This window comes from Candidatus Poriferisodalis sp. (assembly GCF_965219595.1).
Lineage (GTDB): Bacteria > Actinomycetota > Acidimicrobiia > Acidimicrobiales > Poriferisodalaceae > Poriferisodalis.
Genome location: NZ_OZ244781.1, coordinates 1593179 through 1614933, shown reverse-complemented (window position 1 = coordinate 1614933; position 21755 = coordinate 1593179). Strand labels below are relative to the sequence as shown.

The window sequence follows — 21755 nt, the reverse complement described above, 5'->3', positions numbered from 1 at the left end:
GCCACATTCTTGCCGCCGCGAGCCAGTGTCGCGACGAAGTCACCGCCCGGCGTCTTCGGGTTCCCGATCTCGAACAGGGCGTCATGCAGGTGGTCACACTCGGTCACGACGAGCCGGTCAAGGGAACGGCTTCGATCGGCCGATCACTTCCGCTCGACGTCGCTTGGGCAGCCTTATGGTGGAGACATGCGCACCTCGAACCCACCCAATCTGCTGGAACAACTGCTGAGGCTGCTCATGGGAGCCGTTCCCGCCGGATCCGACGTGGACAAGCAGGAACTGGTCGTCGGCACCATTGAGTGTGCCAAAGGGCACGGGAAGCCTGTCGAGGTCGACGACTACAGGCTCATCGCCTGCCTCACGTGCGGTGCCGAGGTCGAGGGCGACGATATTCGGCTGATGCTCTCGGACCTGTTCCAGCGACAGGAGCACTGGCATGAGGGGATGCATCTCGCAAGTGCCGAAGTCGTGACCGACGGGATCGGCAGGATCGAGCTACGCCCAGATTCCGGGACTCGGTGGCCATTTCACATGACTTCGGAATGAGCACGATGCGTTCCCAACACGGCATGCATCCGTTGTCGGCCTGACGTCGATTCGCTGCATCACCTGCGCTGCGGACAATTCGCGTCACGGAGGAGTAAGCGCTCGCAAGCAGCCCTTGTAGTGACATCCGGCCAATGCGTCGTCAGCCGCCCCCCGCACCGAGCGCCACCGAGGATTGCCCGCAAGCCACCCGCATCATGAAAACGCAAGGACCCGCCGAAGCGGGCCCTGCACCCAGCCACCGAAGCGACTGGGGGAACTTGGCCGCAGGTTACGCCCAACCAGGCCACTGCGGCGGTCACTCTGCGTGCGGTCTACTCGTCTGGTTGGCGCGTGGGGGCGGAGGCGGCGCTTTGGCGTTCGGCCCTGGCAGGCCGCGTATGTCGCTGAATGCCGGCCTGTAGACCGGGCGTGACTGCCTGCGACGGCGGGAAGCGGCCCACGCATCACGGAACTTGGATCTGATCATCACCATCTCCTCCGTTCACCAGTGCTCATCGTTGCTCACATGCTGGCCGAGGACTTGGACAATGTCGGGAATCGCCACACCAGCGAACGATCCGGCGGTCGGCGGCGATATGGCTCCTGTCCGCACTGCATGGCGCAGCATCCGCAGGAACGGTCTCGGGAACCGTCGCAACGGCTCGGTCACCAACTCGTCGGCCTCGAGCGCGGCCGGGTGCGCGACGGCGGCCGCCGGGTGCTCCCCCGCCAGGAGTTCGTCGTGGGCGCCTCGCGTGATTGCGTTCATCTGACGGAGCCGTTCCAGCGCCATCGACCATGACACGCGGTAGTAGTGCTGAACCTGGGCGATATCGAGTGGGTCGTCCATTCGTCGTGGGAGACCGATGGCCTCAGCAAAGCGACGGACGCCATCGCTCGGCATGAGGAACTCGCCTGCGAATGCGTCGGCGAAGCTCTCACGCCCGCCGCCGCCCCAGCAGAGCACTTGGTTGGTCTCGTCACTGTGGAACAAAGCATGAGCTAGCCCGTGCGCGACGGCGAAGCGTCGCTCATCGTGTGCCAAGTCGAGATTGGTCAATATCGACAAGCCCGCAGCTGGATGCCTCAGAAACGCACCCGACGGAGATGTGTGCGGATCTGGCCCAAGAGACGCGCCGTAGGCGACGACGCCCAGCATCTCGCACACCGGTTCAAGGTCAGCGACCGGCGCCAGGCCGAGCCCGAGATGGGCACGCACCTCCGCTGCCTTGCGGCGGATGTCGTCGCTCTGCGAGTTTCTCTGCCGACCCGCGAATGGGCTCTGGCGGAGGCTTCGGACGGGCTGGTCGAGAATCTGCGCCAGCTCGGCGAAGCGGTCAAGGAAGCGGACGAACTCACGGACTCTCAGCACGACGTCGCCCTCGGCACCCTGCCAATGCTGGAGGAGCGTGTTGGCGAGATGGTCATCCACTGGCTCCACGTAGCTGCCAGCGATGAGCGCCGCCGGCTCGACGCTGTACAGCCGGGCGAGGGCACTCAATTGCCGGTCGTTCGGTGTGCGCTCGCCGGATTCCCAGTACGACACCATCACCCTGCTGACACCCAGCGCTGCGCCGACATCCTTCTGCGAGTAGCGGCCATGTGCACGAGCCCGCGCGAGCACTTCACCGAGTTCGCTCACAACGATCCCCGGTGAGTGATCAAGACGTGACAGTTACGCATCCCTACAAAATGTACTGAATCATGTAACAGGCGGCCCAACGGCCGTGCCGGTGAATGCACCCAGCGTTCAGGCCGCGAAATTCAGGCAACTGCCAGGCAGGCGCCCAATACAGTCGGCAGCGTGATGGGGGCAAGGGTGCGGCTTGACAAGGAGACCCGGCGGCTGCTTGAGCGAATCGCGCCCGAGTTCGGCGGTCGGGCGGCGACCGTGGGCGAGGCGTTACGGCGACTCGCAGCCGATCACGACCGCAAGGAAGCCGTCCGCGCCTTCTTCGACGAATGGGAAGCGGCAGAGGGCCCGCTGAGCGACGAAGATCTGTCGGCGACGGGCGAGCGACACGGCCTGTGATTCTCGGTGCTGGCGTGCTTATCGCAGTAGGGCGTGGCGACCGGAACGCGCTCGCCATGGCCCCTAGCGACGCCGTTACCCAGCCGCTCAGCGGCAGCCGCCGCGGCCACCTGCGCTGACGGGCAGGGATACGCTCAATCTATGCCGCACGTCACGGTGCCGCTCTCAGATGCCCAAGCGCGAACGTTGAACAAGCGCGCTCGGGCAGCGCAGCGTCCATCTGACGAGATCCTCCGCGACATCGTGGCAACTGCGCTCGACGAGGGTGTTGGAGACTTAGAGGAACTGGACGAATCAGCAGTTGACCAGGCCTTCGCCGACTTCGCCGCCGCCTACCCGGATCTCTGCGACGCACTCTTCGCATCAGATCCGGACCTTGGCACCGAGTATCACGATGACAGTGACGCCGACGAGTCGGCCGAAGGGGACCAGCAAGTTGCGGAGGTGCCCACAGCGCCCGCCGATCCGAGTGCAACGAAGCCCGAGGACGCGGATCGTGCAAGACCAGAGTTGACCAGCAGCGATGTCGATCGTGCATTCGGCATCTTGGCCGAACAGTACGAGGAGATCGCAGAGGGCCTATTCGGAAGCAAAGAACCGCGTGGCACTGGCGATCCTGACGGGCAAGACCCCCAGTCTGGGACTGTTAGGTTCCGCAGCGATACTCGCTTGTTCTTGCTGACCAAGTACCTCCCTGCCAATCTCGCAGTAGCTGGTGCTCTCCCGGCGACGGACGACCTCACGAGTCACGTCTATATGCAACTCCCGAGCGACAAGAGCAGTCCGAGCGGCATCGTCGTGCTCGTATCGCGTGACCACCTAGAACAGATAGCTCGGTTGCCAAAGGCGTGATCATCGTTGATGACCACTTAGCGACGTACGCACTAAGCGGTGATCCTCAGCAACTATGGCCTGACGACACCCCGGCAATCTCTTGGGCCATGTACTACCGGCTCATTCGAGCGCTGCTCGACTCAAGACGTACTGGTCGAATCAGTCGGGACGCGGCACCGTTGATGATCCAACGCGCGCAGGATCCTCCCGCTCACCTCCTTCAAGTCTTGGATCCACGCCCGTACACAGTGAACGCCACCAAATGCGCCCGTGAGTACGGGCTCAGCTTGGCCTTGGCAGAACTGGTTGGCGCCGCTGTTCACCATCACGCACAAGTGCATGCCTCCAGTCGCAACGCCACCGACCGCTTTCGAACGGCGTGTGCCGCCGAGCGAGTCACGCTCACCGTCATCGAGACACCATCGGACGTGTCGCGCAGCTCACAGTGAGAACTGGTGCATGAAGTACGAATGCACCGCAGTCTCGAAGGCGGGACGCAGCGCGTTGGACCATGACATCGCCACACTCTTGGCACAGGCGCGTTCTGCGCCAGCCCGTCACGCGGTCCAGCGGCGAGCGGGCGCGCGAGGGCGAGGCGATCGAGGCGTCGTACCGGGAGCTTCCGCAAGGGCCCGAGGAGGACCTGGCAGCGATCACCAACGCCATCGCCATGGCCGAAGCCGAGCCGTGGTCGTTCGAGACCGGCGATTAGCAGTCGGCGCGCGTGATGCGGGTGGGCCGTTCAAGCGGGTCCTGCGCCCGAGCGGGAGATCGCTTCTACGGTCGCCAGGGTGGCTGAACCAAGGACAGCGCTCGGTACGCCAGACGGCACTCATCCAACTCGGCAAGGTTTGCGACAAATGTCGCACATATGCGACACTTCCATGATGGAGGAAGTTGCTTCTCGAGATCTGCGCAACCAGACGCGGGCCCTGTTGGACCGAGTGGCGGCCGGCGAGTCGATCTGCATCACCGTGCACGGCAGGCCGGTTGCCGAGCTGCGTCCCATCGAAGAACGGCCTCAGTGGATGAGCCGCGAGCGCTTCATCCGCGACGTCCTGGCACATCAGGCAGACCCCGGTCTGTTTGATGACCTGGCAGATCTCAGGTCCGAGACGACGGACGATCTGCCATGGCCGTGAGTCGCGGGCTGGCGGACACGTCACTGTTCATCGCACGGGAGACGGGTCGCCCCCTGCGAACCGATGCAATACCTGATCGTCTGAGCGTGTCGGCCATCACCATCGGCGAACTCCGCGTCGGCGTGCTGAGAGCATCTGACACCGTCGTGCGCGATCGCCGACTCTCGACACTGGCCAGCGCAATGGCGCTGCACCCCCTTCCTGTGAATGGCGACGTGGCTGCCGCATGGGCACGGCTGCGAGTCACTCTTCGGGAGCGAGGCCTGGCGATGCCGATCAACGACTCATGGATCGCAGCCACGGCAATCGCCCATGGCGTTCCCGTCGTCACCGGGGACGCCGACTTTCCTGAGCTCGACGACCTGGAAGTCGTCCGAGTCTGACGACGGTTGGTAGCCCTACCGCGCCTGTGGCCCGCGCGGCGCCTTGCTGCGTACTACGGAACCGGTGACATGACGTCGGTCCAGAAGGTCAGCATGTCTTCTGTGAAGAGGGGGGCGAGCTCGGGCGTGCCGCCGATGTGGGCGCCGCGGATGCCGTAGCCGGCGTTGATGGCGTAGAGGAAGCCGTCGAGATCGACCATCGACGGGTCTGGCTCGTCGGAGGTGGGCGGGATGAAGGCTCCGTCGTCGGCGATGTAGACGGTGGGCGCTCCCGGTGTCACGGCGGCATCTGCGATGTGCTCCAGCGGGGTGGAGCGGTCGAAGCTGTGGTGGGCGTCGGGCACGATCCGCACGGTGGCGTCGTCGCCTGCCACCCGCATGGCGTGGACGTGGGCTTGGACCTGCATCGGCGAGCACCAGTCGTCCTGATCGCCGATGATCGCCCGCACACGGGTGCTGCCGATCGACGGATCGACGAACTGATGGCCTGACCAGGGATAGGCGGCATACACGCCGGCCAGCTTCGGGGCGCCCGAGGCTGCGGCGAGGTGCACCGACGCCGCGCTCAGCACCGCTGAGCCGCCCCGGCTGTGACCCTGCGCGCCGATGCGTGCCGCATCGATGTCGGGGCAGGCCGCAAGCACCTCGGCCGTGGCCAGAACGTCCCAGGCGCTCGCAGCGAAGGAATACTGGACCTGGTTGGCGACGGTCGAGGTGACGCTGCGGGGGCCGAACGGGTCGAGGCCGCACGCGGCGATCCCGGCGTCGACGATGGCCGACGCGTGGGCAAGATGGTGGGGCTGGAGCCCGAGGCTGCCCGGCACCACGATGACCGCCGGGAACGGTCCGGGCCCGTCGGGCAGGAAGAGCTTGGCCCAGATGTCCTGGCCGGCCATCCCGGCCGTGTCCGAGATGGCCTGGTGGAAGTTGATCGGGTTCGCCGACGGGATGGTCAGCGCTTGTCCAGACAGGCCATTGGCCAGGCGGTAGTCGTCGGCAGAGGCACCGGACTCGTCGGTTGGCTCGCCTGCTTCGGTTGGCACATACACAGCCTGCCGCGTCCCAACGTGTCAGACATCCTCGCGAAGCCGATCACTGCGTCCACCCAGGCGCGCTGACAGACTCGCCGCATGTCTGACGGGCCCGAGCCGCCTCGGCGTGCGCCTTACCTGGACGAGATGTCGGCAAGGCCGATGCGACGTGTGGCTGCGCATCTCATCGAGGTGGTGATCTGGGCGTTCATCGTTGCCTACTGGTACGTCGCAATTGCCTATGTCGTGTGGCTCGTGTTCGCCTTGATGCGCGGGCAAACACCCGGCAAGCAGCTGCTTGGGATGGCGGCCGTGAGATCAGACGGGACGCGGTTCGGCTGGCTGCGGATGTTGATTCGCGAGATCTTCAAACAGATCTACTGGGTTCTCACGCTGGGTCTCGGCATGATCATCGACGTCATGCTGCTGGCGTTGAGCGATGACTCCCGCACGGTGGCAGACCGCGTCACGGGCAGCACCATCGTCCACGTCTCGGCGCTGCAGTCCTGACTGCGCCGGTCTACGTTGCGGGCATGTCGAACTTTGAGGTGGCGGTTGTTGGGCGGGGGCTGATTGGCAGTGCTGCGGCCCGCCATCTCGCGGAGGCCGGGCATTCGGTGGCGTTGATCGGGCCTGGTGAGCCAGAGGACTACGCCGCGTCAACCGGTCCGTTTGCGAGCCACTATGACGAAGGCCGCATTACGCGGATGATCGATCCGGATCCGGCTTGGTCACACCTGGCGATCCGCTCGATCGGCAGGTACGCCGACATCGAGGAACGCTCGGGCATCGGGTTTCATTCGGGCACCGGACTGGTTTATTCGGGTGCTGATCCGCATGCGGATCTCGCCCACGCGCTCGAGCTCGATGTCGACGCGCGCGAGGTCACAGCTGCCGAGGTTGCCGAGCGCTTCGGGATCAACATGTCGAGCGCGGACGCGATCATCCTCGAAGCCGCACCGGCGGGCCACATCAACCCACGACGGATGATCACGGCACAGAGCCGGCTGACGGCCGCAGCGGGCGGAACCGTCGTCGACGCGCCGGTTTCCGCGGCCGTGCCGACACCCGATGGCGTGCAGCTCACCGTCGGGAGCGACACGGTGCACGCGCAAGGTGTGCTGCTGTGCACCGGCGCGTGGGCGGCCGAGCTGGTCGGCATCGACCTGCCACTCGAGCGCAGCCTGCGGACGATCTTGATGGCCGAGCTCGACGACGGCCCGGCACTGCCGAGCCTCATCTCCCGCACCGACCCGGCCACCTGCGAGGAAGATCCGCGTCACGACGTCTACTGGGTGCCGCCCGTTCGGTTCCCCGACGGTCGGGTCATGCTGAAGATCGGCGGCTACGACCCTGCCGCCACCATGGCCGACGACGTGCCCACTGTGGTCGACTGGTTCCGCAGCGGCGGGAGCGTGGCCGAAGCGGACGACCTTGAGGCCCGGCTGCGCGAGTTCCTCCCCAACCGCACGATCCGGTCGCGCGACTTCAAGCCCTGCGTGGTCACGAACACGCCGCACGACCTGCCGTGGATCGACTGGGTGGACGACCGCGTCGCCGTCGCGGTCGGCGGATGCGGTTCCGCCGCCAAGTCGGCCGACGAGATCGGACGACTCGCAGGCACGCTGTTCACCGAGGAGGGCTGGACCGACCCCGTGCTCAAGCTCGAATCGTTCCGTCCGTCAAACGGCGTGTGAACCGGACATCGCGAAGCGACTACCGCTATCAGGACGCTGCGAACCGGGTATCCCGGCCCGAGCGCGGCCCCGCGGCTCAAGCGTGCGGTTCCAACAGCTCCAACCGGTTGCCGAAGGGATCGTCCACGTAGACGCGGTCGTAGCCCTCGAGCGGTTCGTCGTCCCGGATGGCGACACCAGCGGCTCGCAGCTCTTCGACCAACGCTGCGAGTCCTTCGACCCGCAGCGCTGGGTGGGCCTTGCGAGCGGGATAAGACGGATCCTCAACGCCCAGGTGGATCTTGACTGCGCCTTCGCCGCGCTCACTCTCGAACCAGCAGCCGCCGCGTCGTTCAAGGTGCGGCGGCTTGGGCACCCGCGGCACGCCGAGTAATCCCTCGTAGAACGCTTGGGCCGCTGCTTCCTCGCCAGCCGGCATCGCGAGCTGCACGTGGTCAATCGCGACGATCCTCACGAAGCCGCTCCTGTGGTGGTGTCGTGCGCTTCGGAAGATGTGTACGTGGCACGCTGCGGCTGAGCCATGCTGCAAGCCTGCCAACTGCGGCGGGAGATCGTGGCGGAGGAGTGGCTGTGAGCAGTGTGGTGGTGACGGGGGCGAGCTCGGGGATCGGCCAGGCGATCGCTCGGCGGTTCGTGGCAGACGGCTGGGATGTGCTGACCGGCAGTCGCAGCGAGCCTGATCTCGATGGCGCGCTCTGGCTGCGGACTGACGTCGCCGATCCGGCGCAGGCCGACGCGCTGGTGGCTGCCGCTGCTGAGCGGTTCGGACGGCTGGACGTGGTGGTCAATAACGCCGGCGTGCAGGTGGAGAAGACCGTGGCCGACACCAGTGATGAGGAATTCGACCGGGTCATGGACGTCAACGTGCGGGGCGTGTTCAACATGTGCCGTGCTGCGGTGCGTCGCATGTCGAGCCAGCACGACGGCCAGCGAGCGGCGCAGTCCGGCCGCCAGCTCGCCGAGCAGCACGACGCCCAGCGAAACAACCGGCCCGATGGCGGCGTCATCATCAACATCGCCTCGATTGCCGCAACCCACGCCGACGCCGGCATGGCCGTGTACAACGCGTCCAAGGGTGCCGTCGAGGCGCTCACCCGGGCCATCGCCATCGACCACGGCCACCAGGGCATCCGTTGCGTGGCGGTCAGCCCCGGCTGGATCGCGACCTCGCTCGCCGACGCCGTGTTCGACCTCGAAGCGGACCCCGCCGCAGCCCGGCAAGCGGCTATCGAGCGCCATCCCGTGGGCCGGCTCGGCACCCCCGATGATGTCGCCGAAGTGGTCGCCTGGCTGGCGGGTCCCGCGGCCAGTTTCGTCTCAGGCAGCGTGTTTACTGTGGACGGTGGCCTCACAGCACAGAGCCCCATCGGCGGCTGACTTGGCTGACAGCTCGGCGAGCTCGGCCATCAAGCCCAGCAAGTGGTCCGACCCGGCGAAGAAGCTGTTCCCGCACCAGGTCGGCTTCACGGCGCCGCCGATGGACTTCGACGCCGCTCCCACCGACTTCCTGCGCATGTGCCCGCCGTCGGTGGGCGTGCACGGCCGTCTGCTGCACGCCCCCGGCTACGCGCACCGGCTCAGCGACCGGGCCGGGCTGTTTCACCTGCTCGAAGAGACCGTGCACTGCCTGGCGGGCAGCGGCGCCGACGTGGTGGGGCAGGTCGGCACGAACTGGGTGCACGCTGCCGGCACCGACTGCGCCGACATCCGCCGCTTCACCGCCGAGATGTCCGAGAAATACGAAACGCCGTTCCACATGGCCGGCCTGACGCTGGTGGAGGCCTGCGAAGCGCGTGGCTACGAGCGGATCGCCCTCAACGCCGTGTACTTCTGGCCCGACTGGCGCGACGGCGTGGTGCGGTTCCTGCGCAGCGCGGGCATCGACGTGGTGTGGGCGGGGAACTTCGTCGACCAAGGCTGGTACGACACCCAAGACGAGGTGAACGACTGCACCTGGATCTTCCCTGGCGACCTCGCACTGCGATCCTGCGAGCATGCCCTGAGCCAGGCGCCCGACGTGGACGCGGTGCTGGTCAACGGCATGTCCAACTACCGCGGCGCCGACGGGCTGCCGCAGCGCTTCGTCAGCCTGGCCGCCGACATCGAAGCGCAGCTCGGCGTGCCGATCATCGCCTCAGACATCAGCCTGCACTGGCGGATCTTCCGCACGCTCGGCGTCGAGCCGCTGGGACAGCAGGGCTCGCTGCTGGCCTCCCTCCAAAGCGCGGCATAAGCGACCCATGCGATTCGTCCTCAGAGCATCAGAACTGGCTGGCATCGCCCTCGCACTCGTTGCGGGCGCGTGTGGTTACTACGACGACACCACCGAAGTGGTCACGCCCGCAGCGCCGGGTGCCGACGCGTCGGTGCGCGGCACCATCACCTACCGCGAGCGCATTGCACTGACGCCAGATGCCGTCGTGACGGTGCAGCTGCGCGACACGTCCCTCGCCGATGCAGCCTCAGTGCTCGTCGCCGAGCAGATCATCAGCAGTCCCGGCCAGGTGCCGATCGAATTCGATGTGCGCTACGTCAGCGACGAGATCGACGACCGCAACGTTTACTCGGTCTCGGCGGTGATCACCGAGGGCGACGGTCGGATGGCGTTCACCAACGACACCGCGTACGACGTGATCACCCGGGGCAACCCGCGCAGGGTCGACATGACGCTCGTGATGGTGGAGCCGCCGCCCGAGCTTGCGCCCGACGGCTGGAGCCCGACCGATCCCGACCGGGTCGACGCGCCGGTGCACGTGACCGGCGTGGAGATGCTCTGGGAGGGCTCAACTGGCAGCCAGAGCAGCGGCTTCTTGCGGGTTGAGTTCGCCGCCTCCAGCGAGGACGGCTGCTACCACATCGGCCGGGAGGAAGTCGTGCGCAACGGCGACCGCTACGAAGTCGCCGTGACGGCATGGGTGCCGGCACCGGTGCCATGGGCGCAGGACTGTTCCGAGCGAGACCTCGAACTCGACGCCATCGTCCACCTCGGCGACCGGTTCATCTCGGGCGAGACGTTCGAGGTCGTCTTGAACGGCGAGCGCACCTTCAGCTTCATCGCGCCCTAGCGAGCGCGAGCGCACCTTCAGCTTCACTGCGCCGTAGGGAGCGCGACCGCGCGCAACGCGGGCGAGCCGGCCCTGCAACAGCAGCCCGTTCGGCTGCCGCTGAACGAATTGGCGAACTCGCGGCGCTGTGGCTCAGCCGCCGACCGCGACTGCCGGCTGCTGGTGGTGCGGGCGGCGCACCGAGCGGCGCACGCCGGTGTAGGTGAGGAACGTGGCCAGGATCAGCGCCAAGCCGAACAGCGCATTCGCGTAGTTCACACCGCTGTACTGGAAGATCGAGTACAGCGCCCCCGAGCTCAGACCGGCCACCGCCCCCGAAGCGAGCATCGCGAAGTCGCCGACACCCTGAACCGAGACCCGCTGGTGAATCGGATACAGCGCCACCATCAGGTTCGACGCCGCGACCACCCCGAAGCACCAGCCCAGGCCCACCAGGAAATTCCCCATGAACACTCCCAGCGCCCCGGCAGGCGGCGTGATCGCGGCCCAGTAGGCACCCCAAGTGCAGAGGCCACCGGCAATGAACAGCATCGGGTAGCTGCCGATCCTGTCGGTCAGACGACCGACCACCGGCGAGAACAGGTACATGCCCAGAATGTGGAACGCCATCATGTACCCGATGACGCTCTGAGACTGGCCGCCTTCATCCATGTGCAACGGCGTCAGCGCCATGACACCCACCATGGTCACCTGGCTGACGATCATCGCCAGCACCGCCAGCCGAGCCTCGGGCCGTTGCCAGATCAGCGAGATTGCCTCACGCGTCGACGGGGCGGGCAGCGCAGGCTCCTTGGAGGCACCGTCGTGGCCGTTCTCGGACAGCTCGCTGGCCACATGCATCGGGTCGGGGCGCAGGAAGACTTCGATGATCGCCGCTGCGAGCAAGAACATGATGCCGGCGAAAACATACGAGCCGGTCTTGTCGGGAAGCCCGAACGCGACGCCAACCTCGCTGGCAAAGCCCGACACCGCCGAGCCCGCAGTCGAGCCAAATGTGGTCGCCCACACAATCATGCTGATGGTGCTGGCACGGCGCTGCTCGGTGGACAGGTCCGAGGCGGCGTAACGCGTCGCGAGGTTGGCTGCATTGCCGGCACCCGCGCCGAACACACCCACGCACAGCAGCGGGTAATTCAGCAGGATCGCGCCGAGCACTGCCGACAGCGCCCCGCCGGCGCCGACCAGATAGCCGAAGCGCAGACCCGAGCGGCGCCCGTAGCGGTTCATCAGGCGCGTCATCGGCACCGCAACCGACGCCGAGCCGATCGACAGGCAGCTTGCGGCGATGGTGCCGAGCGTGGCGCTGCCGGTGATGTCCTTCGCCAGCAGGGCGCTCACGATGTAAGTGGCGACCAGGCCGAAACCGCCGGCCGCCTGGCTGGCGATGAGCACGACGACTGTGCGCCGCTGGATGCGCGCTTGGTCTGAGCGCGAGTACCTCGAGGCGCGCCGCACGGCGAAGACAGCGCCATTGATGGCAACTTCCTCCCGCACCGCAACAGCTTGGCGCACTGCGCCGCAGCGTGCACGACTGCGCGGAACGCCCGGCTTGCGGACTCGGTGGGTTGACCGGGCCGGCAAGCCACAGTCACTCGTCACGCTCCACCCGTCACACGCCACGGGTGTTGCGTACAGTCCCGCAGATGCACGTCGGCATCACCCCCATCAACTCGGCCGCCTACCTCGACCCCGGATACCTGCGGTCGTTCGCCCAGCAGCTCGAGGAGCTCGGCTACGAATCGGTGTGGACGTTCGAGCACGTGATCGTGCCCCACGACTACGAGAGCCGCTACCCGTACAACCCCAGCGGCAAGCTGGGCCTCCCAACGGACGCAGGCTTCACCGACCCGTTCATCGCGCTGACCTTCGTCGCCGGGGCCACCGAGCGGTTGCGACTCGGTACCGGCGTCAACATCGTCACCCAGGCCAACGCCCTGTACTTCGCCAAGCAGGCGTCATCGCTGGACCACCTGTCGGGCGGGCGGCTGGAGCTCGGCATCGGCGTGGGCTGGCTGGAGGAGGAATTCGACGCGCTCGGCGTGCCGTTCGACCGCCGGGGCGCCCGTGCCGACGAGTACATCGACGCCATGACCGCCGCGTGGACCGGCGAGGACGTCGACTTCCGGGGCGAGTTCCTGGACTGGACCGGGTTCTGCATGCTGCCGACACCGGCACAGCGGCCCCGCATGCCGCTGCTCATCGGCGGCACCACGCCGCCGGCCATCCGTCGCCTGGTGGCGCGGGGCGACGGCTGGTATGTGATCCACAAGGATCTCGACGACTTCAAGCGCTTGATCGGCGAGATGCACGCCGAATGCGACCGGCACGGGCGCGACCCAGCCGAGCTGGCGCTGACGGCGTACTGGAACTACCACCGCGAAGGGCTTGAAGGGCTCGAGGTGTACCGCGACCACGGTGTGCAGCGACTGCTGATCAACACTGCGGCGCTGCGCATGGGCCGGCCCGAGGATGCGGTCGTGCAGTTCGCCGACGAGGCCTTGCCGGCCTGCCAGGAGTCATAGAGAGTCACGTGAGCCCGCTGTGGCATCTGGACTTGCGGGTTTGATTCTTCGAAGCCGCAGTTACTCGCCGATGGAGATGCTGATGCTGCCGGAGGGGTGCAGCGAGCAATAGGCGCTGATGGCAGCCACCTCGTTGAACGAGTGCTCGGATTGCTCGCCGGATCCTATCTCGAACGGGCCGATGGTGTGCGCCACCGAGTCACGGTTCACGATGATCAGCACGTCTCGAAGCGTGAGGTCCAGCTCGTCAGGAACGACGTCTACGTCCTGGCCGGCTGCGATGGCGGCGGCCGTTCCCGGCGGTATGTCGATGGTGTAGGTGTCGCCGGGGGGCTGGTCGACGAAGCGCGCCACTATGACGGGGATCGCCGCGATGAGCAGCCCGCCCAGCAGGTACAGCAGCAGGGTGCGCTGGTTCGGCCAGCTACGGTCACGCCGGTTCGGCCCGCTCGCGCCGCTCGATGCGCCGCTGGGCTCGAGGTCGTCGGGCTCGACACCGTCAGACTCAGCGCTGCCGGACCCAGCCATCGCCCTGCTCAGTCGTCGGACCAGGTACGGGCGTCGGGATCGTCCCGGTCGAAGTAGCTGCGCACGGCCGTGCGGGAGCTGTCGCTCTTGCCCATGTAGCCGACGGCCACGTGGTCGAGGTGGTTGATGGCCCGGCCGAGCGGCATCGCCTGCGCATTGATCGATGCCTTCGACGACGTGACCGGCACTGGCGGCTGGTTCACGACGGCTGCAGCCAGGCGCTCGGCGGCGGGCACCAGCTCGTTGTCGCTGGACACGGTCTCGGTGAAGAAGCCCCACCCGTCGAGTTCGTCCATGCCGTAGGTGCGCCCGAGGATCAGCATCTCCTTGGCCCGGTGCGGCCCCACCAGGTTCACCAGCGCCGGCACCGAGTGCCAGGTGAGGTTGAAGCCGATGCTGACCTCGTTGAGCGTCAGGCTCATCGACGGGCTGCCGATGCGGAAATCGCACGCAGCGGGCAGCACCCCTCCCCCGCCGATCATGTAGCCGTGGCAGAGGCAGATCGTGATCGCGTTGAGGTGCATCAGCGTGTCGTACATGCGGGCGCCGGCCTTGGAGCCCAACATGGCGTCGAGGCTGGTGCCGCGCCCCTGCTTCAGGTCGGCGCCCGACGACAGGCTGCGGCCCTCGCCGCGCACGATCACCACCCGCACGCTCGGGTCGGTATCCAGCGCCAGGCACGCAGCATGAACGTCGGCGATCAGCTGGGAGTTGACGGCGTTGTGAACCTCGGGCCGGTTCAGCACCAAGTGGCGCACCGGCCCATCGCCGTCCACCCGCACGGTCTCAAGTTCCAGCGACATGCCCGCTCCCCGTTTCCGGTGCCATCCACGGGGCAGTCTGACACGCAGCTATGAGTTCTCGTATCCCGGAGCGGTGGCTGCATCGATCGCCATTGTCGTTGCCCCGTGTTCTCGCCGTCGCTGCGGGAAGTCTGGCATGCAACGTGGTACTCAAGCGCAGGCCGCAGACAGCGCTATACGAGGGCGCAGGCCCGGGCGCAGGCGAATCTGTCGACGGCGTCAACCCCCCGCGGGTGCCGAGATGCCGGACGCTTCCTGTCCGTCGAACATGCCGAATCCCGTCGGATCGCCGAGGTCGCCGAAATCGCCGATGATCTCGTCCGCGGGCGGTGCCTCGATGGTGATCTCGGTGTCGTAATCGTGGAAGTCGACCACTTGGCCCAGCTGGGGCATCTCGTCCGCCAGTTCATCGGTGCCCTGTGCGAATGCGCCCAGCGATCCCCTCAGCATCGAACCCAGATCGATGGATACGCGGCGCATCAGGGCGTCCTCATCCACCCAGAAACTCACGATCAGATCGTCAGGAAAGAATCCACTGAGCAGGAGTCCCGAAAGGCCGTCGTCGTCGATCATCCCGGTCGAGGACGCTGCTTCCGCCAGGACGGCGAGATCGACTGCCACATCGATTCGCGTCGTCGCTGTTCCGTCGAGCTCTTCCTCACCCACGATCTCGGCCCCCGCGGCCGCTGCGAACAAGGCAGACAGGTCGGGCGGCGGCGGGCACTCCTCGCCGGCCACAGCCTGCGCCATGATCGACGACGGGCACAGCAGGCCGATTGCATCGGCTGTCTCTGGGCCGAGCGTGAACCAGCCATCGGGCGGCAGATCCGCGCCCGCTCGATCGCGCGACTCCGGCGGCACCACAAGCCGGGCATACCCGAGGCCATCCACGAAGCGGTACTCCATCTCGATACTCGACGCTGGGGCATCCTCGGGCGCGCCGGACTCAGCTTCCGACACCTCGTCGAGGTTGATGAACACCGCCACATCTCCATCGGCGTCGGCTTCGAATCGCGCCGTCAGCGGTGCTGCGTCCCCGTCAGGACCCGGCAACGAGAGCGACATGACGCCCCGGACGGAGCGGCCCATGCTTGCCTCAGTACTGGCATGCAGCAGTTCCATGGCATCGGTCGGCAAGCCGCTGGCTGCCGCGGTCGTTACCGGCGGCACAGCCGTTGCGGGAGCAGCGCTGGTCGGGGGCGCTGGAGCAGTCATCGGTGCGGATGTCGCTTGCGTCACGACGTCCGCCTCATTTCCCTCGCCAGCGCCACCGCATGCAACGGCCGCTAGCGCGGCAGCCGCGAGAGCTGCCGCGAACCTCGCCTTGCGAGCCTTCACCGTCATCATCTCCTTGCCGGTGCCGGTGCCGGGGAGCCGAGGCGCAGGCGCTGCCGACACGAACCGGCCTTCTTCCGGTGTCTTGGCAGGCCGTGTCCGCGGACGGCCACCTGTTTCGGTCGGCGGCGGTGCCGACATTTATGCCGTGGAATTCGGATCGAAGATCGGATCGTCGAAGAGGCCTAGGAATCCCAAGTCCTCAAGCCACTCGCCGAACTCGCCGACGATCTGGTCGGGCGGGGGCGCCTCGATGGTGATGTCGGCGCCGAAGTCGTAGGAGTCCGTCACCACGACGGTCGTCGGCGGCTCGTCGATCTCTTCCCCGAGCGCTTCGCTCAACGCTTCGAAGTTCAGCGTGAGTTCCATGCGGATGCGATGCACCCGAAGATCGTCGTCAATCCACAGCTCGATGGGCAACTCGCTGGGCATCAATGCAAGCGTCAGGCCCAGCAATCCGCCATCGACAGCTTCGCCAAGGGCCTCTTCCATGAGCGATCTGAAGTCAAGCGCAGACTGAACCCTGATCGTCTCGACCCCACGCACGGTTTCACGTCCGACGATGGTGGCTTCAAGCACGAAATCCGCCATCTCCGAAAGATCGTTCGGCGGCGCGCACTCATCGCCGGCAAGTCCCGAAGCCGGCACCGGAGGGCCGCAGTCGACACCCAGCAGCTCCATCGTCGCGCGGCCCACTGTCATCCAGCCATCGGTCAACTCGATGCCCGAACCCTGGAGCAGCTCCTCGGCAATGCTGAGCCGGGCGTATACGACATCGTCGACCATGAGAATCTCGACAATCGACTGCGTCTCAGAGTCGTACGGTCCCACCCCGGTTCGGATTAAGGTGTGCGTGTTGCCGTGTTCGTCGACCTCGGAATACTGCTCCTGCGTGAGGCGCTCGGCAGCGCCCGTGTAGGTAGCGGTGCGGACTCGGCTGGATTCTGTGTGTTCTGTACTCATGGCCGCTATCACGATTTCTCGGGCACTGAGCTCTGTTGGATCGAGCCTGTCTGCGCCGATCAAGCCGTCGGCCCAGCCTCCGGCGATCACTTGTTGATCGCGCCATAGCGGTCTGGGCGCAACCAGTGGGTCCGACTGCCAGTAGCCCCAGCAGACAGCCTGGCCGCTGGCGCGCAACCCACACGAGTAGGAGCGACCGGAGGCGACTGCCGTGAACGAACCCCCCGGCGCGTCAAGCTGCCCAGCGTCGTTCCTGCCCCAGCACACCACCTCACCGCCAGCGCGCAACCCACACGAATAGCCAAAGTCGGCCGACACCGCAGAGAACGAGCCGTCGGGCGCGTCAAGCTGCCCGTAGGTGTTGTCGCCCCAGCAGACCACCTCGCCGCTCGGGCGTACCCCACACGAATGGTGGTAGCTAGCGGCGATGGCGACGAAAGAACCACCCGGCGCGTCAAGCTGGCCGTCGTGGTTCCTGCCCCAGCAGACCACCTCGCCGCTGGCGCGCAACCCGCACGAATAGCCATCGCCCGCGGCCACGGCCGTGAAGACACCGTCCGGCGCGTCAGGCCGACGATCCCAATAACCACCCCAACAGACAACCTCGCCACCAGCGCGCAACCCGCACGAATGAGTGCCGCTGGCGGACACCTCGGCGAAGGCACCATCGGGTGCATCGAGTTGTCCGTAGCGGCCGTCACCCCAGCAGACCACCTCACCGTCGCTACGCACACCGCAGGAATGGCTATCGCCGACAGTCACAGCGGTGAACCGACCTTGGGGCGCGTCAAGCTGGCCGTGACGGCCCTCACCCCAACAGACAACCTCGCCGCTGGCGCGCAGCCCGCACGCATGGTCTGAACCGGTGGCGACCATTTCGAGCCGTGCGTCGGGCGGGTCAAGCTGGCCGTCGTAGTAGGTGCCCCAGCAGACCACCTCGCCATCGACGCGAATTCCACATACATGCCAATCGCTGGTAGATACCGCGACGAACGAACCCCCCGGCGCGTACAGCTCCCTGTCAAGCGCCCCTGCCCAGCACACCAGCTCACCGCCGGAACGCAGCCCGCACGAGTAAAGGCCACCGACTGCCACGGCAACGAACGAGCCCTCAGGAACGTTCGGCTGCAGACTGCCCCTGTCGCCCCAGCAGACCACCTCACCACCCGTACGCAGCCCGCAGGAATGAAAACCGACAGCGATCTGAGCAAAAGAACCCTCCGGCACGTCAAGCTGCCCGTCCCGGTTGTAGCCCCAGCAGACCGCCTCACCATCACTGCGCACACCGCAGGAATAGAAAGTGCCGACAGCAATATCAGTGAAAGGGCCCTCCGGCGCATTGAGCTGCCCGGATGCGTTATCGCCCCAGCAGACCACTTCACCATCACTGCGCACACCGCAGGAATGGGAAAAGCCAGCAGCAACCGCAATGAATGAACCCTCCGGCGCATCGGCCTGCCCGCGAGAGTTGCGGCCCCAGCAGACCACCTCGCCGCTCGTGCGCAGCGCGCACGCATGGCTGCCGACCGACACTGCAGCGAATGAGCCATCTGGGGCCTCAAGCTGCCCGGCTGCGTTATCGCCCCAGCAGACCACCTCGCCCGAAGCGAGCAGCCCGCAGGAAAAGTCGTTCCCGGCGGACACGGCGGTGAAGGCGGTCGGGAATTCGATGTCTGCAAGCGCTGTCCAGCGATCCTTGACAGCGAACACTGGTCCGTCTGGACGCTGCGCGGCAGCGGGCTGTGCCAGCAGCGCCGCCACCAGCAGGACTGCCGTCACACCCACGACGCCTGCGCGCAATCTCATCGGCACATTCTGGCCGCGTTCCAGAGGAAACCGCTGCACTGCACGTCATTGGCTGCCAACGGCTTCGCTCTTCGAAGACCTCAACCAGGGGGCCTGCTGGAGTGCCGACAATGCCGACGCGAGCAGGGCGCCGCCGATTCGCAAAGCCTCGTCCGGGTCCGGGCTACAGCGGGTGGGGGCCGGGGTCCATGCCGAGTCGGGTGCGGCCGTAGGCCTCGCCGACCGTGTCGAGATCGGCGACCTGGTGCTGGGAGGCCATCGTCACGTCCCGGAAGGCCTGCTGCAGGCGGCTGCCGTCGAACACGGCCCGCCCGCCGGCGGCTGTGGTGACCCGGTCGAGCGCCCGGCGGCACAGCTCGATGGCGTAGCTGCCCTGGTACTTGGCGTGGGCCCGCAGCGCCTTGGAGTCGTCTCCTTCGGCGGCCCGGCGGAGCAGGCCGATCGTGTCGTCGATGAGCATCTCGGCGGAGCGCACCTCGGCGTTGGCCTCGGCGAGGCGCATGTGCAGCCCCGGCCGGCGCGACTTGGCGGTGCCCATGTAACGATCGTCCTGGACGCCGAAGCGGTCGGCGGCATCGTCGAGCCCGGCCCGTGCGAGCCCGAGCGCGGTCGCCGCGACATGCACTGCCAGCCCAGGCAGGACGGGCGTGTGGTACAGCGACGTACGGTGGCGGGCTGACCACGGCGAACGGGCGCCGAGCAGTTCGCCGGAGTCGAGCATGCGGTGGGTGGGCACGAAGGCCTGCTCGGCGGTGACATCGCACGAGCCGGTGCCCCGCAGGCCGATCGCATACCAGTTGTCGTCGACTTCGATGTCGGAGCGGGGCATCACCACGTGGATCAGGCGGGGTCGCTCGCCCGGCTCGAGCACTTGGGAACCCAGCAGGAACCAATCGCCCCAAACAGCCCCGCTGGTAAAGGGCCAGCGCCCGTCGACGAGCCAGCCGCCTTCGCACTCGGTGGCCGAGCCGACCGGGGCCAGCGAGCCCGGCACGATCGTGTCGAGGTCGGCCCCGTACACCTCGTCTTGGAGGTCTTCGCTCATCGAGCCGAGCATCCAGCTGTGGCCGACCAGCACCATCAGCACCCAGGCCGCGGCACCGTCGTAGAGGGCGGCCTCGCGCACATTGGCCACCATGTCGGCAAGGGTGAGCTCGTCGCCGCCGACCCGTTCGGGCACCAGCAGCCGCAGCGCTCCCGAGTCGCGCAGCGCCGAGAGGGAATGCTCGGACAGGCGGCGGTGCTCCTCGTTCCAAGCGGCGTGCTCGGCCAGCACTGCGCCTGCGTGCTCGTCAATGCGTACACCGGGGGTCGGATCGCCCGAAGCGGCAGCGCCTGGTGCGTCGGTGACCGTCATCTCACTATTCCTAACGCACGACTCCGGCGGCACGCAGCTCGGCGATGGCGTCGGAGGTCTTGCCGAGCTCAGCGAGAATCTGATCTGTGTCGGCACCGCGCTCGACGGCGGGGCCCAGCTCGGGCGTGTCGCCTGCGAACAGTGCAGCGGGGCGGTGCTGGCGGATCCGGCCGACGATGGGGTGGTCGACTTCTCGCACCACGCCTGTGTGCTGCACCTGCGGATCGGCGGCCACCTCTTCGGGGCGCAGCGCCGGTGCCACCGGCACGTCGGCGGCAACCAGCCAGTCCACAACGTCATCGCGGGCCACATCGGCCACCACCTCGCCGAGCGTGTCGAGCATTTCGGCAAAATGCGCCGCTCGCGGCCCCGCTTCGGCGAAGCGAGGATCGGTGAGCAGGTCGGGCCGGTCGAACGCATCGGCCACGCCCTTCCAGTGGGCATCAGTCAGCGGCATGACCGCCACGTAGCCGTCCCGACAGGCCAGCAAGCGGTAGCCGGCCAGCACGTTGGGGCGGTGGTCGGCGTCGTCGGCCAGCACCGTGTGGTCCATCATCGCGTCGGGCCACATGAAGCTGACCGCCGAGTCGAGCAGCGAGAGCTCTACGTGCTCGCCGCGGCCGGTGCGCTCGCGGGCGAACAGCGCCGCGCACACCGCCTGAGTCCACGTCAGCGAGGTGACCTTGTCGGGGATGAAGCTCTTGACGAACTGCGGCTCGCCGTCGCCGCCCTGCACGGCGGCAATGCCCGACCAACCCTGGATGACGGCGTCGTAGGCGGGGCGTTTCGAATACGGCCCATCACGGCCGAAACCGCTGATCGAGACGTAGATGACCTCGGGGTTGCGCTTGCGCACGTCCGCCTCGCCGATGCCGAGCCGCTCGGCCACGCCGGGGCGGTACGCCTGCACGAACACGTCGGCGGTGGCGAGCAGGTCGGCCATGAGCTCGCGTCCCTCGGGCGAGGCGATGTCCATGGCGAGCGAACGCTTGCCGGCGTTGAGGTTGGCGAACCAGCCCGACATGCCGCCCCGGCTCGACCCGAACATGCGCAGCGGGTCGCCGACCACCAGGTCCTCCACCTTGATGACGTCGGCACCCTGCGACGCCAGCAGGTGCGCACCGCCGGGCGCTGCGATGAACGTGGCGATCTCCACTACGCGGATGCCCGCCAACGGTCCCTGCGGCGCTCCCGACTCGACCGCCGTCACCGCTTACGCCCTGAACGGCACTGCCGAGCAGTCATCGCAACCAAGTGCTCCGGTGAGGTGTCGGCCAAGCGAGCCGTCTGCGGGCAGATGCACGTCCATTCAGCAGGGCTTGCTGCCGCGCATCTTGAGCGGCGACCACGCGAGGAACCGTGTGCTGCGAGCACCGAAGGCACCGACGCCGCCGTGGGCGAGGAAGCCCACCGAGTTCAGACCCCCGAACGAGATCACCCCGATGCTGTTGAGACCGCCGATCGAGATGATCCCGATGGAGTTCGCACCTCCGATGGCCACGATGCCGATGGCGTTCCACCCGCCGAACGCGACGATCCCGATGCCGTTGTTGGTGCCCACGGCGATGGCCGCGCTCTCGCTTATCGGAACGTCGTCGAGCAGGCCCCATTGCGTCAAACCGAACATCAGCGCAAGGCCGCCGCCCAGCAGCACCACCCACAGGAATGTCAATCCCCGCATCTTGTCGAGCTCATGCCCGTCCAGTTCTCCGACCATCGCAAGCCCCCT

Annotated in this window: 24 protein-coding genes; 13 read left to right on the top strand and 11 right to left on the bottom strand. The window is 67.0% G+C overall.

What is annotated here, in order from left to right; all coding sequences use genetic code 11:
- Nucleotides 1–186: 186 nt before the first annotated feature.
- Entirely contained in the window at nucleotides 187–546 is a 360-nt protein-coding gene (locus ACOQPE_RS07235) for a hypothetical protein (protein ID WP_420611148.1), read from the top strand.
- Between the two features lie 484 nt (nucleotides 547–1030).
- Here ACOQPE_RS07235 and ACOQPE_RS07230 read toward each other — a convergent pair whose 3' ends face one another.
- Nucleotides 1031–2170 carry a helix-turn-helix domain-containing protein gene (locus ACOQPE_RS07230; RefSeq protein ID WP_420611147.1) on the bottom strand — a complete coding sequence of 380 codons (1140 nt, stop codon included), beginning with the start codon at nucleotides 2168–2170 and terminating at the stop codon, nucleotides 1031–1033.
- Between the two features lie 162 nt (nucleotides 2171–2332).
- Between ACOQPE_RS07230 and ACOQPE_RS07225 the strand changes: the two genes are divergently transcribed.
- The 6 genes from ACOQPE_RS07225 to ACOQPE_RS07200 all read left to right on the top strand — a co-directional run bounded on the left by ACOQPE_RS07225 (nucleotide 2333) and on the right by ACOQPE_RS07200 (nucleotide 4919).
- A complete protein-coding gene (locus ACOQPE_RS07225) occupies nucleotides 2333–2560 on the top strand; it encodes a hypothetical protein (RefSeq protein ID WP_420611146.1) in 228 nt (75 codons plus the stop codon).
- Between the two features lie 243 nt (nucleotides 2561–2803).
- Nucleotides 2804–3412, top strand: a complete 609-nt coding sequence (locus tag ACOQPE_RS07220) for a hypothetical protein (protein ID WP_420611145.1) — start codon at nucleotides 2804–2806, stop codon at nucleotides 3410–3412.
- Nucleotides 3413–3576: 164 nt separating this feature from the next.
- Nucleotides 3577–3843, top strand: a complete 267-nt coding sequence (locus ACOQPE_RS07215; protein WP_420611144.1) for a hypothetical protein — start codon at nucleotides 3577–3579, stop codon at nucleotides 3841–3843.
- Between the two features lie 62 nt (nucleotides 3844–3905).
- Nucleotides 3906–4106 (top strand): hypothetical protein, encoded by a 201-nt coding sequence (locus tag ACOQPE_RS07210; RefSeq protein WP_420611143.1) that lies wholly within the window; start codon nucleotides 3906–3908, stop codon nucleotides 4104–4106.
- Nucleotides 4107–4254: 148 nt separating this feature from the next.
- Complete coding sequence (locus ACOQPE_RS07205; RefSeq protein ID WP_420611142.1) at nucleotides 4255–4536, top strand: type II toxin-antitoxin system Phd/YefM family antitoxin; 282 nt, start codon at nucleotides 4255–4257, stop codon at nucleotides 4534–4536.
- The gene (locus ACOQPE_RS07200) at nucleotides 4527–4919 is read left to right on the top strand and encodes a type II toxin-antitoxin system VapC family toxin (protein ID WP_420611141.1); all 393 of its coding nucleotides are present in this window, start codon (nucleotides 4527–4529) and stop codon (nucleotides 4917–4919) included. Before ACOQPE_RS07205 ends, ACOQPE_RS07200 begins: the two co-directional genes overlap by 10 nt.
- Before the next feature lie 53 nt (nucleotides 4920–4972).
- Here ACOQPE_RS07200 and ACOQPE_RS07195 read toward each other — a convergent pair whose 3' ends face one another.
- Nucleotides 4973–5962, bottom strand: a complete 990-nt coding sequence (locus ACOQPE_RS07195; RefSeq protein ID WP_420611140.1) for a dienelactone hydrolase family protein — start codon at nucleotides 5960–5962, stop codon at nucleotides 4973–4975.
- 87 nt (nucleotides 5963–6049) lie between these two features.
- Between ACOQPE_RS07195 and ACOQPE_RS07190 the strand changes: the two genes are divergently transcribed.
- Together ACOQPE_RS07190 and ACOQPE_RS07185 are read left to right on the top strand one after the other, a co-directional pair.
- The gene (locus ACOQPE_RS07190; RefSeq protein ID WP_420611139.1) at nucleotides 6050–6460 is read left to right on the top strand and encodes an RDD family protein; all 411 of its coding nucleotides are present in this window, start codon (nucleotides 6050–6052) and stop codon (nucleotides 6458–6460) included.
- 23 nt (nucleotides 6461–6483) lie between these two features.
- Nucleotides 6484–7647, top strand: a complete 1164-nt coding sequence (locus ACOQPE_RS07185; protein WP_420611138.1) for an NAD(P)/FAD-dependent oxidoreductase — start codon at nucleotides 6484–6486, stop codon at nucleotides 7645–7647.
- A 76-nt stretch (nucleotides 7648–7723) separates the two neighbouring features.
- Here ACOQPE_RS07185 and ACOQPE_RS07180 read toward each other — a convergent pair whose 3' ends face one another.
- Nucleotides 7724–8101: a VOC family protein gene (locus ACOQPE_RS07180; protein WP_420611137.1), complete on the bottom strand. Its 378-nt coding sequence runs from the start codon at nucleotides 8099–8101 to the stop codon at nucleotides 7724–7726.
- A 116-nt stretch (nucleotides 8102–8217) separates the two neighbouring features.
- On the opposite strand from ACOQPE_RS07180, the gene ACOQPE_RS07175 reads away from it, so the two are divergent.
- The 3 genes from ACOQPE_RS07175 to ACOQPE_RS07165 are packed head-to-tail and all read left to right on the top strand — an operon-like array spanning nucleotide 8218 to nucleotide 10712.
- Nucleotides 8218–9024, top strand: coding sequence for an SDR family NAD(P)-dependent oxidoreductase (locus ACOQPE_RS07175; RefSeq protein WP_420611136.1), 807 nt, complete (start codon nucleotides 8218–8220; stop codon nucleotides 9022–9024).
- 1 nt (nucleotide 9025) lies between these two features.
- The gene (locus tag ACOQPE_RS07170) at nucleotides 9026–9880 is read left to right on the top strand and encodes a hypothetical protein (protein WP_420611135.1); all 855 of its coding nucleotides are present in this window, start codon (nucleotides 9026–9028) and stop codon (nucleotides 9878–9880) included.
- 7 nt (nucleotides 9881–9887) lie between these two features.
- A complete protein-coding gene (locus ACOQPE_RS07165) occupies nucleotides 9888–10712 on the top strand; it encodes a YbaY family lipoprotein (RefSeq protein ID WP_420611134.1) in 825 nt (274 codons plus the stop codon).
- A gap of 132 nt (nucleotides 10713–10844) precedes the next feature.
- Here ACOQPE_RS07165 and ACOQPE_RS07160 read toward each other — a convergent pair whose 3' ends face one another.
- Nucleotides 10845–12224 (bottom strand): MFS transporter, encoded by a 1380-nt coding sequence (locus ACOQPE_RS07160; RefSeq protein ID WP_420611133.1) that lies wholly within the window; start codon nucleotides 12222–12224, stop codon nucleotides 10845–10847.
- A gap of 131 nt (nucleotides 12225–12355) precedes the next feature.
- On the opposite strand from ACOQPE_RS07160, the gene ACOQPE_RS07155 reads away from it, so the two are divergent.
- Entirely contained in the window at nucleotides 12356–13234 is an 879-nt protein-coding gene (locus ACOQPE_RS07155; protein ID WP_420611132.1) for an LLM class F420-dependent oxidoreductase, read from the top strand.
- Nucleotides 13235–13294: 60 nt separating this feature from the next.
- Here the strand turns inward: ACOQPE_RS07155 and ACOQPE_RS07150 are convergent, their stop codons facing one another.
- From ACOQPE_RS07150 to ACOQPE_RS07120, 7 genes are all read right to left on the bottom strand, one after another.
- Nucleotides 13295–13762, bottom strand: a complete 468-nt coding sequence (locus ACOQPE_RS07150) for a cupredoxin domain-containing protein (RefSeq protein ID WP_420611131.1) — start codon at nucleotides 13760–13762, stop codon at nucleotides 13295–13297.
- A gap of 8 nt (nucleotides 13763–13770) precedes the next feature.
- Nucleotides 13771–14565, bottom strand: a complete 795-nt coding sequence (locus ACOQPE_RS07145) for an enoyl-CoA hydratase/isomerase family protein (protein ID WP_420611130.1) — start codon at nucleotides 14563–14565, stop codon at nucleotides 13771–13773.
- Nucleotides 14566–14784: 219 nt separating this feature from the next.
- Entirely contained in the window at nucleotides 14785–15963 is a 1179-nt protein-coding gene (locus tag ACOQPE_RS07140) for a hypothetical protein (protein WP_420611129.1), read from the bottom strand.
- Nucleotides 15964–16041: 78 nt separating this feature from the next.
- Nucleotides 16042–18669, bottom strand: a complete 2628-nt coding sequence (locus ACOQPE_RS07135) for an RCC1 domain-containing protein (protein ID WP_420611128.1) — start codon at nucleotides 18667–18669, stop codon at nucleotides 16042–16044.
- A 163-nt stretch (nucleotides 18670–18832) separates the two neighbouring features.
- A complete protein-coding gene (locus ACOQPE_RS07130) occupies nucleotides 18833–20026 on the bottom strand; it encodes an acyl-CoA dehydrogenase family protein (protein WP_420611127.1) in 1194 nt (397 codons plus the stop codon).
- A gap of 10 nt (nucleotides 20027–20036) precedes the next feature.
- Nucleotides 20037–21236 carry a CaiB/BaiF CoA transferase family protein gene (locus ACOQPE_RS07125; RefSeq protein WP_420611126.1) on the bottom strand — a complete coding sequence of 400 codons (1200 nt, stop codon included), beginning with the start codon at nucleotides 21234–21236 and terminating at the stop codon, nucleotides 20037–20039.
- A 99-nt stretch (nucleotides 21237–21335) separates the two neighbouring features.
- Nucleotides 21336–21743 (bottom strand): hypothetical protein, encoded by a 408-nt coding sequence (locus tag ACOQPE_RS07120; RefSeq protein ID WP_420611125.1) that lies wholly within the window; start codon nucleotides 21741–21743, stop codon nucleotides 21336–21338.
- Between the last annotated feature and the right edge of the window lie 12 nt (nucleotides 21744–21755).

Excerpts from the sequence above, each read along its gene's own strand:
- ACOQPE_RS07235 (WP_420611148.1), top strand. The coding sequence starts at position 187 with ATGCGCACCTCGAACCCACCCAATCTGCTGGAACAACTGCTGAGGCTG.
- ACOQPE_RS07215 (WP_420611144.1), top strand. The coding sequence starts at position 3,577 with ATGATCCAACGCGCGCAGGATCCTCCCGCTCACCTCCTTCAAGTCTTG.
- ACOQPE_RS07210 (WP_420611143.1), top strand. The coding sequence starts at position 3,906 with ATGACATCGCCACACTCTTGGCACAGGCGCGTTCTGCGCCAGCCCGTC.
- ACOQPE_RS07205 (WP_420611142.1), top strand. The coding sequence starts at position 4,255 with ATGTCGCACATATGCGACACTTCCATGATGGAGGAAGTTGCTTCTCGA.
- ACOQPE_RS07200 (WP_420611141.1), top strand. The coding sequence starts at position 4,527 with ATGGCCGTGAGTCGCGGGCTGGCGGACACGTCACTGTTCATCGCACGG.
- ACOQPE_RS07190 (WP_420611139.1), top strand. The coding sequence starts at position 6,050 with ATGTCTGACGGGCCCGAGCCGCCTCGGCGTGCGCCTTACCTGGACGAG.
- ACOQPE_RS07185 (WP_420611138.1), top strand. The coding sequence starts at position 6,484 with ATGTCGAACTTTGAGGTGGCGGTTGTTGGGCGGGGGCTGATTGGCAGT.
- ACOQPE_RS07165 (WP_420611134.1), top strand. The coding sequence starts at position 9,888 with ATGCGATTCGTCCTCAGAGCATCAGAACTGGCTGGCATCGCCCTCGCA.
- ACOQPE_RS07155 (WP_420611132.1), top strand. The coding sequence starts at position 12,356 with ATGCACGTCGGCATCACCCCCATCAACTCGGCCGCCTACCTCGACCCC.
- ACOQPE_RS07150 (WP_420611131.1), bottom strand. The coding sequence starts at position 13,762 with ATGGCTGGGTCCGGCAGCGCTGAGTCTGACGGTGTCGAGCCCGACGAC.
- ACOQPE_RS07145 (WP_420611130.1), bottom strand. The coding sequence starts at position 14,565 with ATGTCGCTGGAACTTGAGACCGTGCGGGTGGACGGCGATGGGCCGGTG.
- ACOQPE_RS07135 (WP_420611128.1), bottom strand. The coding sequence starts at position 18,669 with ATGAGATTGCGCGCAGGCGTCGTGGGTGTGACGGCAGTCCTGCTGGTG.
- ACOQPE_RS07130 (WP_420611127.1), bottom strand. The coding sequence starts at position 20,026 with ATGACGGTCACCGACGCACCAGGCGCTGCCGCTTCGGGCGATCCGACC.
- ACOQPE_RS07120 (WP_420611125.1), bottom strand. The coding sequence starts at position 21,743 with ATGGTCGGAGAACTGGACGGGCATGAGCTCGACAAGATGCGGGGATTG.